Origin of the sequence: Psychrobacter sp. PP-21, assembly GCF_033790785.1 — a bacterium.
Lineage (GTDB): Bacteria > Pseudomonadota > Gammaproteobacteria > Pseudomonadales > Moraxellaceae > Psychrobacter.
In genome coordinates this window covers 1-14,322 of sequence record NZ_JAMYEB010000016.1, presented here as the reverse complement: position 1 = coordinate 14,322, position 14,322 = coordinate 1, and the positions used below count along the sequence as shown (strand labels likewise).

The window sequence follows — 14,322 nt, the reverse complement described above, 5'->3', positions numbered from 1 at the left end:
TTTTTTATGCGCGATAACAAAGCTATGTAAGCATTCAAATTAACGAGTTGTTTATAATAGCTTTCGTTTTCAGTCATTAGTATTAAAAACCTCACACAAAAATAGGTAAAGTCGTTTTCTTAATTACCTTTCTCACTGATAAATGAGTATGTATATCTTTTACGCTAGCAAGCTTATTTAGCTTACGTGTGAAGCGCTCATAGCCATCGAGATTGGGGCTAACCACTTCCAATAAATAATCATAAGAACCCGATACCACATGTCCGTTAATTACCTCATCCATATTGGATAGGGCTTGCTCAAAAGCTGCAATAGAGTCTTCTTGGTGGTTGTTGAGACTGACCTCCACAAAGAAACTCATCATAATGCCTGCTTTGGCTTTATTTATATTCGCTTGATAGTTCTCTATATAACCTTCATCCTCCAGACGTTTTAGACGCCGGGCACAAGGAGACGGCGACAGCCCTACGCGTTCGGACAGCTCCGCCGTAGATAAGCGCGCTTCTTTTTGGAGCACTTCCAAAATATGACGGTCGATTTTGTCCATAACTTATCCTTTGGCTTTTTAAGCCAATAATTTTGATTTAATTGGCATTATCCACCAAATATTTGCAAAATTGCAATGAATAAATAGAGATAAAAGCGCGTATTTTAATCGATAATTGGTCTTTGTATACCAGTATAAGACACGACTATGAATACGATATTTCACCCCTCATCGCGCAAAAATCCTTTGTTCATTATGTCGCCATTAACCAAAGGCTATGTGGCTATGAGCGTCGTATTGTTGATTTGGTCAGGATTTGCATTGACTGTACGAGCGGTTGGGGCATCGTCGCTGAGCATTGCCGATGTCATGCTTATTCGCTTTAGTGTACCGCTGGTCTTATTGACTCCTTGGGTACTCTCTAGTTGGCATGAAATCAAAAACATAAGACTGCCAGATATCATGTTTATTTTACTTGGCGGCGTGCCTTTTCTTTTGTTGGCGGCTTTTGGTGCCAGCACGGTGCCAGCAGCTTACATGGGTACTATTTTGACAGGTACGCCAGTCTTCTTTGCCGCATTATTGTCTTTTGTTTTTTATCGTCAGCGAATATCATTAAGAAAATTTGCCGCATTAATGCTTATTCTCTTTGGTATCGCTACTATGATTGGCGGACACGCACAGGCAATACCAAATAGTCTGCTGTACGGCGTGGGGTTATTATTAACGGCAAGCTTGATTTGGGCAGGTTTTACCTTAGGGTTAAAAAGCACCAAATTGAGTCCAATAGCTATCGCTATCGTGCTCTCTTATACCTCTTTTTTTCTAACATTAATAATAGTTCTATCGGGTATTGTGGAGACCAATATAGGGTCTGTATCTTTTGATGATGCGCTTCCATTTATCCTAGTACAAGGCCTTGGTGTAGGAGTAGTATCAACTATTGCATTCTCTTATGCTGTCAAACAATTGGGCTCCATTCGTACGTTATTATTTGGCTCTTTGTCTCCAGGACTAACCGCTATACTGGCTGCGCTGATACTCAACGAGTCTCTATCAGTCATTATGATAGGCGGCATCGTACTCAGTACTATTGGTGTCATCTTGTCTAATCGAGCGAAATAAACTAATTAAGGAAATATCATGATGTTAGATAATATGCCTGTTATCAATGGTGATCCACTGTGGGCATTGTTAGGTAGGTTTCGCGCTGACCAACGCAAACATAAAATAGATCTATTGGTTGGTGTTTACCGAGACGAGCATGGTGATACGCCTGTGATGAAAACTGTGAAAGAGGCAGAAGTACATCTTGCTCACCAAGCGCATTCAAAGGCTTATGGCATGCTATCGGGTAACGCTAATTTTAATCAACAAATGGCAAAACTTGTACTGGGTGAGAGTGAAAGTCTAAAAAACCAATGCACGATTCAGACGGTTGGGGCATCAGGGGCGCTACGACTCATTGCTGACTTGATCGCCACGCTTGCTCCAGATTCAACCGTTTGGATCAGTGACCCAGGCTATATCAATCATCGTCCGCTGATGCAAGGTGCTGGGTTAACGGTTGAGACGTATCCATGGCAAAATAAAAATGGTCAGTTAGACATTGATGCGTGTTTTACCGCGCTAGAAGAAGCAAAAGAGGGGGACGTGCTGCTATTGCATGCGTGCTGCCACAATCCTACGGGTATAGATCCTTCTTTAGAGCAGTGGCAACTGTTTTCTGATAAGTGTAAACAGAAAAATATTGTCCCGTTTATTGATATGGCATATCAAGGTTTTGGAGATGATCCTGATAGCGATGCTGCAGGGCTTCGTTTAATGATCGAAGACGCTGATTTTGCATTTATCGCTGCCAGCTGTTCAAAAAACATGGGACTATACAATGAGCGTACAGGTATCGCCACGGTGGTAACGACGAATCATGAGCGTCACGCAGACATACAGACACTTTTAGAAACCATCACACGTGCCAATTACTCTATGCCGCCCAATCACGGTGCCGCAGTGGCGTCTTATTTGTTAGACAGCCCAGATGCTTGGCTAGTCGAGCTGGCAAGCTACCGTGATAGGGTCGATACTATTCGCCAAGCGTTAGGCACAGCATTAAAGGATAGGGGTGCACCTGCAGAGTTTTTGGACATCTCGCATCAAAAAGGTATGTTTTCTCTACTACCGTTAACAGAGAGTCAAATGCTCATATTGCAAGATGAGTTCGCGATTTACGGCATGCCAAATGGCAGAATCAATATTGCCGGTTTGAAAATGACGGAAATTCCTCAATTGGCTGATGCTATCATGTCGATTATTTCACGTTAGAGCATAATTTTTATAACTTAGTACAATGGTTTTATTCGATAATCGCCACAGCAAGAAGGACACGACTATTTATACTTTATATTGGGATAAGGGCGGCGCTAACATGGCGACCCATGCTGTCTTTGAAGAGCTAGGCGCGTCTTATGAGATGATAGAAATAGACCTGTCTAAAAACATGCAAAAATCAGCTGAGTATCTAGCCATCAATCCAAATGGTAAAGTACCTACGTTAATCCATCAGGGGCAGATCATTTATGAGTCTGCGGCAATTTTAATGTATGTACTAGATCAGCATCCTGAGTCTGGGCTAGCGCCTGACACAGGATCACCTAAGCGCGGTGTCTATTACCAGTACTTGTTTTGGATGTCTTCTACACTACAAGAAGCCGCTAATCGCTGGGCACATCCCGAACAGTACATCAGCGGTGAGCGCAATTTGCAGCAAGTGAAAGATAAAGCAAATGATACGCTAGCCCACTGCTGGGATATTGTTGAAAAGGAGTTAGCTAATCAGGGTCCATGGTTGTTGGGTGATAAATTAAGTGGGGCTGATTTTCATTTATTTATGATTGCTCACTGGAGTCAGCGATATTCCAGTCGAGCACAAGACTGGACACACCTAAATGCACACTATCAAGCCATGCTAAACCGCGCCTCGGTACAGGAGATGATGGCACAAGAAGGATTGTTGTAATCCGTTCATACGTTTAACTATCCATACGTTTAACTATCCATACGTTTAACTAAGAGATATTTTATGAAGTCACTAGAAGCACTGAACGAAATGCTTTTAGTGACTTCTAGCGACTGTAGTAAATACAATTTTTATATCAAGTTACTGATCCGCCGCATCTCGTCTGAACGTCCACGTCTTATTATCAGATGCTTCTGCACAATAGTAATAGCCTGCCAAATCAAACTGCTTTAGCTGCTCGGCACTGGTCAGCTTATTATCTGCTGCGTACTTGACCATCAAGCCACGTGCCTTTTTGGCATAAAAGCTAATGACCTTGTATTGACCATTTTTCTCATCTTCAAATCGTGGCGTGATGATGTCCGCATTCAGCGCTTTCTTTTTTACCGCTTTAAAATACTCATTCGACGCCAGATTGATCAAGACCTGGTCATCGTTATCTGCCATACGAGCATTGATAACGTCAGTCACTTCCTCGCCCCAAAACTCATATAGGTTATCACCGCGTTCATTTTTAAGCTTGGTACCCATCTCCAAGCGATAAGGCTGGATAAGATCCAATGGTTTTAACACACCGTATAACCCAGACAAAATCCCCAGATGCTCATTGACATAGATGGCGGTATCTTTATCCATATGATACATATCAAGACCAGTATAGACATCACCGTCGAATAAATACCCTGCAGGCTTGGCTGCATTGTTAGCGTCGTCAGTGCTGTTATCAGTAAACGGCTTATCCTTGCTCCAGCTCCATTGCTGATTACGCGCCGCGTTCAGTTGTGCAAGATCATCAGAGATACTCATCAATTCTTGTAAATCGACGGGCTCTTTTGACTTTAGTATTTTCATTAATGACTGGGAATGCTCGATAAGCTCTGGCTGACCATAGTAGTTACCGAGATTCACAGGTACATCGTCTGTCTCATTCAAAGACTTGGCAGGGGAGAGTAAAAAATACATGATTATTCCTTATTATAGTGAGTCGATGACCAACCGCTCTGGGTGTCAAGCGTTCTTATTATACGATACATGGGAGTTTAACTTGACTTAGCCTTGGTTTTTTATGTTTTCTTGATGTTATACGTCAGGTTGTGGGTATATGAAAAGTCGGCTCACTAGCAATGGCAAGCCATATAGTACAAGGTCTAAAGAATTCTGAAAAAGATGATACGTTCAATATAACAACAAAAAGTATGCCAATGGTATAAATCCCAAAATTTTTATTTTACTTGTGGGTCATCATTAGACAATGAAAATTGTTGGGTGTTGTCTCTATAATAAAAAGACATGATGGTAAACAATCCATCATTTATTAAATTGATAGTCTTTATTCTTGATAGTAAATAAGTCATGGAATAAGGGTTTTTTGTCCCCTGTGCTTTTTGAAAATGCGTTGAGGGTATTAAGGGTAAGTCATTATATATAAGTAAGGAGACGATATGAAAATCGGTGTAATCAGTGCAGATATCGCGAGCGAAAGCCGTGTCGCACTAACCCCAGACGCGGTCAAAAAATTGCGTAAACTTGGGTTTGAGGTCGTCATACAGTCAGGTGCCGGTCAAGCAGCATACTATGCTGACGACATGTATCAGGCTGCTGGTGCCGATATTGCCAATAGCAGCACCGAGGTCATTACCCAGTCTCAAATTATTACCACCGTCAATGACTTGACTACGGAGGCTACCCAAAGCCTATCATCGGGTCAGATCGTCATTGGCATGTTGGACCCTTATCGCAATACTCAGCTTGATACCTATGCATCCAAAGGCACAACCGCTTTTGCTATGGAATTGTTGCCACGTACGCTTTCACGTGCCCAAAACATGGACGTCTTGTCATCACAGGCCAACCTCGCCGGCTACAAAGCGGTGCTACTGGCAGCCAATGAATACTCTCGTCCATTTCCAATGTTTATGACCTCAGCGGGTACGGTCAAGCCAGCCAAAGTGGTTATCTTAGGCGTTGGTGTTGCAGGTCTACAGGCGATCGCCACCGCAAAACGTTTAGGTGCCGTCGTAGAAGCCAGTGACTTGCGTCCTGCGGCAAAAGAACAGGTCGAATCATTAGGTGGTAAATGGCTTGATGTACCAATGAGTGAAGACGAAGCGCAAAAAGCCAAAGCAACAGGCGGTTATGCGTGGACACCATCAGAGCAATACATCAAAGATCAAGCCGCTGTCGTTGATAAAGCACTCAGCAATGCTGACATCGTCATCACAACCGCGCAGATTCCTGGTCGTCAAGCACCGCGTTTAGTGCACGGGACAACGCTTGCCAAAATGAAGGCAGGCTCAGTCCTGATCGATATGGCTGCTGGTACCGGTGGTAACGTCGAAGGCAGTCTACCTAACGAGACCGTCACCACAGATAACGGCGTACGTATTGTTGGTGCTGCCAACATCCCATCGATGCTTGCAGCGCAGTCATCAGATCTATATGCCAATAACCTTGTCAACTTTATCACGACGTTGATCAAGCCTGCTAGCGATGACGCGCCAGCAAACGATCTGTCGCTCAACTTAGACATGGAAGACGAAATTCAGGGCGCACTGGCAGTGACACATGACAGTCAGGTACGACTAGCCAAGCGCTAGGTTCGACTGCCTATCACGATATGTTTTGTCACTATACATTTGCCAGTAATGAATAAATTTTTAGGAGGATAAGATGATTGCCACTATTTTAGCTGCAGCGCCAGCTGGTGCGGCCATGAGTAGCACACCATTTGTAGCGATTTTCACCGTATTTGTACTCGCTATTTTTGTCGGATATTACGTCGTTTGGGGCGTTACCCCTGCATTGCATACGCCCTTGATGGCGGTAACCAATGCATTATCAAGTATTGTCATCGTAGGTGCGATGCTGCAGACCGTTCATATTGACGGCTCGATGTTCACACCAACCAGTTTGCTTGGTGCCTTTGCTGTATTTTTGGCCAGTATTAATATTTTTGGTGGCTTTGCCGTGACCGAGCGTATGCTTGCAATGTTTAAACCCAAAGTAAAAAAAGCACCAGTAGCAACCACTGATGTTGGAGGTGACGCATGAATGATTTTTCAACAATGATTGCGGCAAATGCTGATTGGTTCTACCTAGTTGGTGCCATTCTCTTTGTATTAACGCTACGTGGTCTATCTAGCCCAAAAACCGCTATCCGTGGTAATCGTTTCGGTATGGCAGCGATGGCTATCGCTGTTGTGACGACGTTCTTTTTAGCAGAAGGTCCTGTGCTTTGGCTCATTATCGGAGCAATGATTTTAGGTGCGCTCGTTGGTATGTGGAAAGCGAAAACAGTCGCGATGACACAGATGCCAGAAACCGTTGCGTTGATGCATTCATTCGTCGGTTTGGCAGCGGTAGCGATTGCCCTCGCCACAGTATTACATACTGAGCAGCAGCATGGCGCGGTGGCCCGTGTTGAGCTATTTATCGGTTGCTTTATTGGTGCGATCACATTCTCAGCATCTGTTTTTGCCTTTGGTAAACTGGCAGCAAAAAGCTGGGCTAAGACACTGGTCGGCGGCTGGGTAAAACCCGTTCAAGCGCTATTGTTTATTGCTATGATTGGTTTTGGTGGCTTATATTTCGTCACAGACTCATTACCAGCGTTTTATACAATGGCAGTGATTGCGGTTATCTTTGGTTGGATGTGGATTGCGCCAATCGGTGGCGGTGATATGCCAGTGGTGGTATCACTATTGAACTCGTTTTCTGGTTGGGCGGCAGCGGGTATTGGTTTTACCCTTGGCAACTCAATGCTGATCATCGCAGGTTCGCTAGTCGGCTCATCAGGTGCGATTTTGTCTTACATCATGTGTAAAGCTATGAACCGCTCACTGCTCAATGTGTTGTTCGGTGGTATGGGTACAGGCGCTGTTGCAGCAGGCGGTGATGATGGTGCACCCAAGAACTACAAAGCAGGATCAGCAGAAGACGCAGGGTTTCTTATGTCTAATGCCAGCAACGTGGTTATCGTACCGGGTTATGGTATGGCACAGGGCCGTGCACAGAATGCAGTAAAAGAGCTATACGAGCTACTTAAAGAAGAAGGCGTCAATGTTCGTTTTGCGATTCATCCTGTCGCTGGTCGTATGCCAGGTCATATGAACGTACTATTGGCAGAAGCTGACGTGCCTTATGATGATATTCTAGAGATGGATGAGATCAACTCAGACTTCGCGAGTACCGATGTGGTTCTAGTTATCGGTGCAAACGATGTTGTAAACCCATCTGCAAAAGATGATCCGACGTCGCCTATTTTTGGTATGCCTATTTTAGAAGCCAGCAAAGCTCAAACAGTTATGGTTATCAAACGCTCAATGAGTACGGGTTATGCTGGTCTAGACAACAGCTTGTTCTACATGGATAAAACCATGATGATCTTTGGTGATGCCAAGAAAATGGTAGAAGAGATGGTACGTAGTATCAATGGTGGTGGTCACTAATCGCTAAGGCATGTGTTTGATCATAAGCATTTACCTATAAGCCAAACAAAGAAAGTCACTCAGGTGGCTTTTTTTGCGTTAAAGTGGCCTGCGTTTATGGCGGGGTTATAAGCTGGTGTCAATGTCTACTTTCATCAGCAATTATAAATACAATGAAATAAGAGAAAGATTTATGAATATGTTACTGCGTTTTTTTATTATGGTCAGTCTGCTCAAACAACAGCTCAAGCATCAACCGACGAGCGAGACAATTAGCTTAGAGACATTGACCGCGCCGACCGTCCGTCATTATCGCGTATTGCCCCATGATATGGGTTTCCGTGATCATCTGCCCAATTATCGTTATTTGTCATTTATTGAACTAAACGTGACATGTTGGGTAAAGGCATGCTGTCATCAAAAAGGCATCAAACCTTTAAACTGGGTCATTGCTATGCAAGAGATGATTTATCTCAAACAAATTAAATTTTTAGATAAGATGACGCTGAGCAGTACAGTTGCAGGCTGGGATCATAAGTACGTCTATTTTGAGCATCGCTTTTTTGTAAAAAACCAGTTGATGGGCGTTGGTATGACTAAATTTGTATTCACCGATGATACCGGCATGCGTACACCAGAGGTGCTAGATATGACAGGTGAGCAATTGACGGATACCATTAACACATGGAACGAGCACCAAGTCGCTGTCAAATCAGCCAAGTCAGCATAAATGACACCAAAAACAGTACTAAGAAACCGCACCGAAAACAGTGTCGCAAAGCAACTTGGCTATAATCATTTGATAAATTTTGGTAGGATAGAGCCCATCAAGTCGTCGATATCAAGGCGACTGTACTGTGTTTAAAATAATTATTTCAAAACTCTCAAAGAATAAGGTACCGTTATGATCCCGCAAAAATTAAAATGGACAGACAGCTTAGATATCGCAATTGAGCTATATGAAAAGTTTCCTGAGACTGATCCGCAGTACATACGCTTTACCGATTTGCACCGCTGGGTGACTGAGCTTGAAGGCTTCGATGATGATCCACAACGCTCAAATGAAGGCATCTTAGAAGCCATTCAAATGAACTGGATCGATGAAGCAGACTAATCGATTCGGTCTGTAAGCATAACTACAAATAAGAAATTAAACCAACAGATATAAAGGGCCGCATCATGACATCACAAATTAAAGAGCTACCAGAAGCGATAGCGTGTAGCGGTATCAGCGTGCGTACCACCAATAACGCTGAGATTAGCCATGACACTGCCAAACTGGGCAGATTATGGCAAAAGTTCTACCAAAATTATGCGGGTGAATTGCCTGAAGGTGAAGATATCTATGGTATCTATCACAACTACGAAAGCGATGATCTAGCAGGGGCGTTTGATGTTGTTGCCAGCTGGAAAACGGCTACCGAGCAAGAGGACCAATCAGAAAGCTTAGACAGTAAAATTGCGGCTAACATGAGTGATGGGGTAGAAGTAAATATACCTGCAGGAAAATACTTGGTATTTTCCGAAGAAGGGCACATGCCCAACACTGTCATGAATGCTTGGGAGAATACTTGGGAGTATTTTAATACGGCAGACTGTGAGCATACTCGTACATTCAATGTCGACTTTGAGCATTATATCGGTGGTAATCTAGAGTACGGTCAAGTCGATGTGTATATTGGTATTGAGTAGAGCTGTTATATCCTTTATAAAAGCAAGCTAGTATATAAGGACACAAAAAAGCGCCACATTCGCATACGATGTGGCGCTTTTTTACTTTGAATCTCAGTAATTAATCTAACAATAGATTTTCCAATATCCCTTCATAAATCTGCGCCAGTTTACCCAAATCACCAACTTCTACTTTTTCATCTACTTGATGAATCGTCGCATTACGGACACCAAGCTCGACGACTTGTGCCCCTGTTGGCGCGATGAAACGTCCATCAGACGTACCGCCAGAGGTTGATAACGTGGTATCGACATTGGTGACTTTTTTGATGGCGTTTTGGCAAGCTGAGACCAGTTTTCCTTCAGGAGTCAAAAACGGTTGGCCAGATAATTTCCAATGAATATCGTAGTTTGCCTTGCTATCAGCAAAATATTTGTCAAAAATAGCATGCGTTTTTGCCTTTAGTTCATCTTCAGTCGTTTCAGTTGAAAAACGGAAGTTAAAGACAACATTTAGCGTTTCAGGAATGACATTGGTTGCACCTGTGCCGCTGTTGATGTTTGATATTTGCAATGACGTGGCTGGGAAGTAGTCATTGCCATTGTCCCATGCAGTCGACGTCAGTTCAGCAAGGGCAGACATCGCCGCATGAATCGGATTAGATGCCAGATGTGGATAGGCAACGTGACCTTGCTTACCTGTGACCGTAAGCTCTGCACCCAATGAACCACGACGACCGTTCTTGATGATATCGCCTAACGTATCGGTACTTGATGGCTCACCAACGAGACAGTAGGTAATTTTTTCTTGACGCGCCTCTAAGGTTTCGATAACTTTGACCGTGCCATTGATTGACGGCCCTTCTTCATCTGAGGTGATTAAAAAAGCAATTGAACCATTGTGCTCAGGATGATTGGCGACGAAGCGTTCAGCTGCGATAGTAAAGGCAGCAATGCCGGTCTTCATATCAGCGGCACCGCGTGCCCATAGATATCCATCAGCGATAGTTGGGGTAAACGGAGGGTATGTCCAGTTTTTCTCATCACCCGTTGGTACCACATCTGTATGACCAGCAAAACAAATGACGGGATCCGTCGTGCCACGGCGCGCCCACAAATTTTTGACTTCAGCATGCTCGCCCTTTGCTTGTCTATCACCGTAGTACATAAACTCGCAATCAAAGCCTGCTTGCTCCAAACGCTCTGACAATATATCTTGGCAACCATCATCGTCTGGTGTCACTGAAGGGCGCTCTAACAGCGCAATACTCAAATCTAAGGTTGCTTGCTGGTGAGTCGTGTGTTGAGACGTGCTTGTTTGGTTGTGAGAGTCAGACATGAATAAGCCTTTTGTATAATAAGTAAAATATTAAATATAAATGAGTAAAGAAGGGGAGGTGTTAAACTTCTACTTCGACAAACGGGACAAGACCATCACGGCGCATCCAAGTGGCAATAGAGTAGCGTTGGCGATAGGCAGTTTGTACTTGATGACGTAAATCACTGTCAAAGATAATGAGTCTATTGGCAACTGGCATTACTTCATGGTGAACACCATATTTATCCACGACTTCTAGGGCGCCACCATCGGTGGTTTCCCAATCATCATTAAGATAAAACACTGCCGAGATCACTCGTTCATCGCGTCCAGCAGGATTGTCACTATGCCATTGATAACCGAAGCCAGTCGGATAGCACGCATAATGCGCTTCACTATGGCGAATACCCGCGAACAAGCTACGATTAAATAATGAAGCCAGCGCATTGATGCTTTGTAGATAGTAATAGCCTGCAAAGAAGTTTTCGGTAATCCAGCGTATTCTATCACCGCGAATATCACTGATGCGAACGCCAGCGGTCAGCTCTGCATCACGATAGTCAATAAAACCGCTTTCTGCTTGTAGCGCGAGCAATGCGGTACTATCAAAAACCTCATCAATGATCAGCCAGCCATCAGCGACAAAGGTATCAAGTTTTTGGTCCGTTAGCTTTTGTTCCCAGTCCACCGCAAAGTCAGACATTTGCAATACGTGCTGAGTAGGAATTTCTTGGCTATCATTATGAGTGTCTGGCAGCAGTAATGGTGGATTGTCTTGACCTATTGGATGATCAACGACCAGCGCTATCGTGCTCAAGTTGCTAATAATCTGTGTCATTTCATCTCATTATTATCAATCAGCTGTCAATATACCGGCATTCAATGCGTTTTTATTGAAAGTGCTTACTAAAACCACATTATCTTTTACTCTGCCTATGCTACCATAGATGCAATTTTTCTTATTTAAACTTTTGAGATTATGAACTATAAACACGCCTACCACGCTGGTAACTTTGCTGATGTGGTTAAACACATTTTATTGGTACAACTGCTTAACCAACTGGGGCAGAAAAACAAACCGTTTTATGTGCTTGACGCTTATGGCGGCCGTGGACTGTATTCACTGAGCAGTGAAGAATCGCGTAAGACAGGTGAGGCCAAAGGCGGTATTCAAGCTTTTTTGAAAGCAGATACTGAAAAAGCACCAGCTGCTGTCAAAGATTATATGGAAGGCATTAAACAAGCCAAATTCACATATGATAATAAAGTCTACCCTGGTTCGCCATGGTGGGTAGCTCATCACGTCGAAAAAAGCGCGGCTAAAAAGCCTGATGCTGGCGTGCGTGCTGAGGCTTTTGAAGCCAAAGCTACTGAATACGATGCGTTGAACTATCAGCTACATAAGCTGCCAATTGGTATCCAGCATCGTGATGCTTTTGAAGGTATCACCGCTGTTATTCCACCAAAAGAAAAGCGCGGTTTGATTTTCCTTGATCCGCCTTATGAGCAGGAGCACAAAGATTTTACGCGCCTCATCGATTTATTGGTTGCGGCTTATAACAAATGGCCACAAGGCACTTATGCGCTTTGGTTCCCAATTAAGAACATCGAAGCCGTAGAGCTTTTTTATAAAAAGCTCAAACGTACTGAAATGAGACGTCAGCTGGTTTGTGAGCTAAACATTTATCCTAATGATGTTGCGGTTGGTCTGAACGGTACCGGTCTGCTGGTTATCAATCCTCCATGGCAGTTTGATAACCATGCACGTGAGATATTACGTTTCTTGCAGCCAGTACTAAAAGTAGAGGACGCGCCAGACTTGACACCTGATAGCGCGACCAATGTGCGCTGGCTCGTTGGCGAATAAAAGCGTCAGCAAATAACGGTGTCAGTGAATAGCAGTAGCGGCCAATAAGGATACTAAGATGACAAATGTGCAACCACCTACTGGCCAATCCCATAATGAGACAGTGAATGATGGTTTATTACAAGATAATGCAGCCACTCAGCCACCGTTTGTTGATGAGCATGATTTTAATATACGCTTAGCAAACAACGATAACTATGATGGCTTGACCTTTGAAGTCGTTGAAGCTGAAGTGGCTGAAGGTAAGCGGGTCGTCAGTCGCGGTGTCTATTTAGCGCCCAACTTGATTACGACTTTATCGTTGCTATCAGGCTTTTATTCAATTTTGGCAAGTACGCAAGGTGAGTTTTACAAGGCTTCTTTAGCGATCTTCTTATCTGCTATTTTAGACGGGGCAGATGGTCGCGTTGCTCGTATGCTCAATGCGCAAAGCCCATTTGGTGAACAATATGACTCATTAGCCGATATGCTAGCGTTTGGTGTGGCACCTGCTATTTTGATCTATAGTTTTGCACTACAGCCATTGGGACGCATTGGTCTCGGCTGTGCTTTTGTGTTTACCGCTTGCGGTGCCTTTCGTTTGGCGCGATTCAATGTGCAGATTGGTGCTGTGGACAAAAAATATTTTGTCGGATTGGCAAGTCCACTTGCAGCTATCTTAGTAACCTCTGCTGTTATGGTGGCAGTCGATCATAACGAGTGGATTGGGCAATATGATACCGCTGTCATGTTCTTGTTTGCAGCATGGGTAGTGACTTGCGGTTTGCTCATGGTCAGTAATGTCAAATATTATAGCTTCAAGGAATTTGATAAAAAGAAAGTGCCTTTTGTTGTTCTTATCATTGGTGTACTTGTTATGAGTATCGTACTTTATGATATTCCAGTTGGTATCTTAGCTATTGGTATCATATATGCGCTATCAGGCATCGTTACTACGATTAATACAAAAGTAAAAGGCTAACAGTATTTCTAATGTATATATCAAAAGGCACTTACCGTCAGGTAAGTGCCTTTTTTATGCGCTCTATATAATGGATTAGAAAATTTATTGCGATGAAAAGGCCTAGTCTGTAGATATAAAAGCTTACTTAGTGAGCTCTATAGCCATAGAAACAAGTTAGGTGGGTAAAATCCTGCTTATAGAAAGCAACAAAGATTATTTATAGACTTCCCTTGCGTTCTCAATAGATGTGCGTATAATGCCACCCAGTCGAAAGGGAAGTGGTTTACTGATTTGAACGATGTAGATTGTTTGAATTAAATAGAAAATACTTCTTGACTAAATAAATAAAGCGTCTATAATACGCCCTCATCGGACGGACTAGCGGTGACTAATATGTAGATTACATATTAATAACGCAGTTAACCTGGTGAAACAAATTATAAAAAGTCTTGACAAATCAAATCAATATGATAAGATAGTCGGCTCGCTAGATAGCTTAACCGGAGACGGATTGGCTAGATGGCAAAAGAAATACCCTATATATCGATGACTGGACGACAGTGATTGAGACTATTTAAAAGCATAACTAAAGA

The 14,322-nt window shown here is 43.3% G+C and carries 15 protein-coding genes; 11 read left to right on the top strand and 4 right to left on the bottom strand.

From position 1 onward, the window contains the following. Positions 1 to 91 precede the first annotated feature (91 nt). The gene (locus NJD71_RS11185) at positions 92 to 547 is read right to left on the bottom strand and encodes an Lrp/AsnC family transcriptional regulator (protein WP_319052040.1); all 456 of its coding nucleotides are present in this window, start codon (positions 545 to 547) and stop codon (positions 92 to 94) included. Positions 548 to 694: 147 nt separating this feature from the next. Here NJD71_RS11185 and NJD71_RS11180 point away from each other — a divergent pair, with 147 nt between their 5' ends. Genes NJD71_RS11180 through NJD71_RS11170 form a run of 3 tightly spaced genes read left to right on the top strand, consistent with a single transcriptional unit; the run spans position 695 to position 3,503 of the window. Next, positions 695 to 1,612, top strand: a complete 918-nt coding sequence (locus NJD71_RS11180; protein WP_319052039.1) for a DMT family transporter — start codon at positions 695 to 697, stop codon at positions 1,610 to 1,612. An 18-nt stretch (positions 1,613 to 1,630) separates the two neighbouring features. Beyond that, positions 1,631 to 2,809, top strand: coding sequence for an aromatic amino acid transaminase (locus NJD71_RS11175; protein ID WP_319052038.1), 1,179 nt, complete (start codon positions 1,631 to 1,633; stop codon positions 2,807 to 2,809). A gap of 25 nt (positions 2,810 to 2,834) precedes the next feature. Continuing rightward, a complete protein-coding gene (locus NJD71_RS11170; RefSeq protein ID WP_319052037.1) occupies positions 2,835 to 3,503 on the top strand; it encodes a glutathione S-transferase family protein in 669 nt (222 codons plus the stop codon). A 141-nt stretch (positions 3,504 to 3,644) separates the two neighbouring features. On the opposite strand, the gene yaaA is transcribed toward NJD71_RS11170, so the two are convergent. Beyond that, a complete protein-coding gene (gene yaaA / locus NJD71_RS11165; RefSeq protein ID WP_319052035.1) occupies positions 3,645 to 4,466 on the bottom strand; it encodes a peroxide stress protein YaaA in 822 nt (273 codons plus the stop codon). Between the two features lie 479 nt (positions 4,467 to 4,945). On the opposite strand from yaaA, the gene NJD71_RS11160 reads away from it, so the two are divergent. The 6 genes from NJD71_RS11160 to NJD71_RS11135 all read left to right on the top strand — a co-directional run bounded on the left by NJD71_RS11160 (position 4,946) and on the right by NJD71_RS11135 (position 9,622). Continuing rightward, on the top strand, positions 4,946 to 6,100 hold the full coding sequence (locus NJD71_RS11160) for a Re/Si-specific NAD(P)(+) transhydrogenase subunit alpha (protein WP_319052034.1): 1,155 nt from the start codon (positions 4,946 to 4,948) through the stop codon (positions 6,098 to 6,100). A gap of 115 nt (positions 6,101 to 6,215) precedes the next feature. Continuing rightward, entirely contained in the window at positions 6,216 to 6,554 is a 339-nt protein-coding gene (locus NJD71_RS11155; RefSeq protein ID WP_319052069.1) for a proton-translocating transhydrogenase family protein, read from the top strand. Beyond that, positions 6,551 to 7,951, top strand: coding sequence for an NAD(P)(+) transhydrogenase (Re/Si-specific) subunit beta (locus NJD71_RS11150; protein WP_442967678.1), 1,401 nt, complete (start codon positions 6,551 to 6,553; stop codon positions 7,949 to 7,951). Before NJD71_RS11155 ends, NJD71_RS11150 begins: the two co-directional genes overlap by 4 nt. Before the next feature lie 172 nt (positions 7,952 to 8,123). Then, positions 8,124 to 8,660 carry an acyl-CoA thioesterase gene (locus NJD71_RS11145; RefSeq protein WP_319052033.1) on the top strand — a complete coding sequence of 179 codons (537 nt, stop codon included), beginning with the start codon at positions 8,124 to 8,126 and terminating at the stop codon, positions 8,658 to 8,660. Positions 8,661 to 8,834: 174 nt separating this feature from the next. Further along, entirely contained in the window at positions 8,835 to 9,044 is a 210-nt protein-coding gene (gene iscX / locus NJD71_RS11140; RefSeq protein WP_201572234.1) for a Fe-S cluster assembly protein IscX, read from the top strand. A 65-nt stretch (positions 9,045 to 9,109) separates the two neighbouring features. Continuing rightward, positions 9,110 to 9,622 (top strand): GyrI-like domain-containing protein, encoded by a 513-nt coding sequence (locus NJD71_RS11135; protein WP_319052032.1) that lies wholly within the window; start codon positions 9,110 to 9,112, stop codon positions 9,620 to 9,622. Positions 9,623 to 9,722: 100 nt separating this feature from the next. Here NJD71_RS11135 and dapE read toward each other — a convergent pair whose 3' ends face one another. Then, entirely contained in the window at positions 9,723 to 10,940 is a 1,218-nt protein-coding gene (gene dapE, locus NJD71_RS11130; protein WP_319052031.1) for a succinyl-diaminopimelate desuccinylase, read from the bottom strand. Positions 10,941 to 11,001: 61 nt separating this feature from the next. After that, positions 11,002 to 11,757, bottom strand: a complete 756-nt coding sequence (locus NJD71_RS11125; RefSeq protein ID WP_319052030.1) for a 2OG-Fe(II) oxygenase — start codon at positions 11,755 to 11,757, stop codon at positions 11,002 to 11,004. A gap of 141 nt (positions 11,758 to 11,898) precedes the next feature. Here NJD71_RS11125 and NJD71_RS11120 point away from each other — a divergent pair, with 141 nt between their 5' ends. Then, positions 11,899 to 12,786 (top strand): 23S rRNA (adenine(2030)-N(6))-methyltransferase RlmJ, encoded by an 888-nt coding sequence (locus NJD71_RS11120; RefSeq protein ID WP_319052029.1) that lies wholly within the window; start codon positions 11,899 to 11,901, stop codon positions 12,784 to 12,786. A gap of 58 nt (positions 12,787 to 12,844) precedes the next feature. Then, positions 12,845 to 13,747: a CDP-diacylglycerol--serine O-phosphatidyltransferase gene (gene pssA, locus NJD71_RS11115; protein ID WP_319052028.1), complete on the top strand. Its 903-nt coding sequence runs from the start codon at positions 12,845 to 12,847 to the stop codon at positions 13,745 to 13,747. The last annotated feature ends 575 nt before the right edge of the window (positions 13,748 to 14,322 follow it).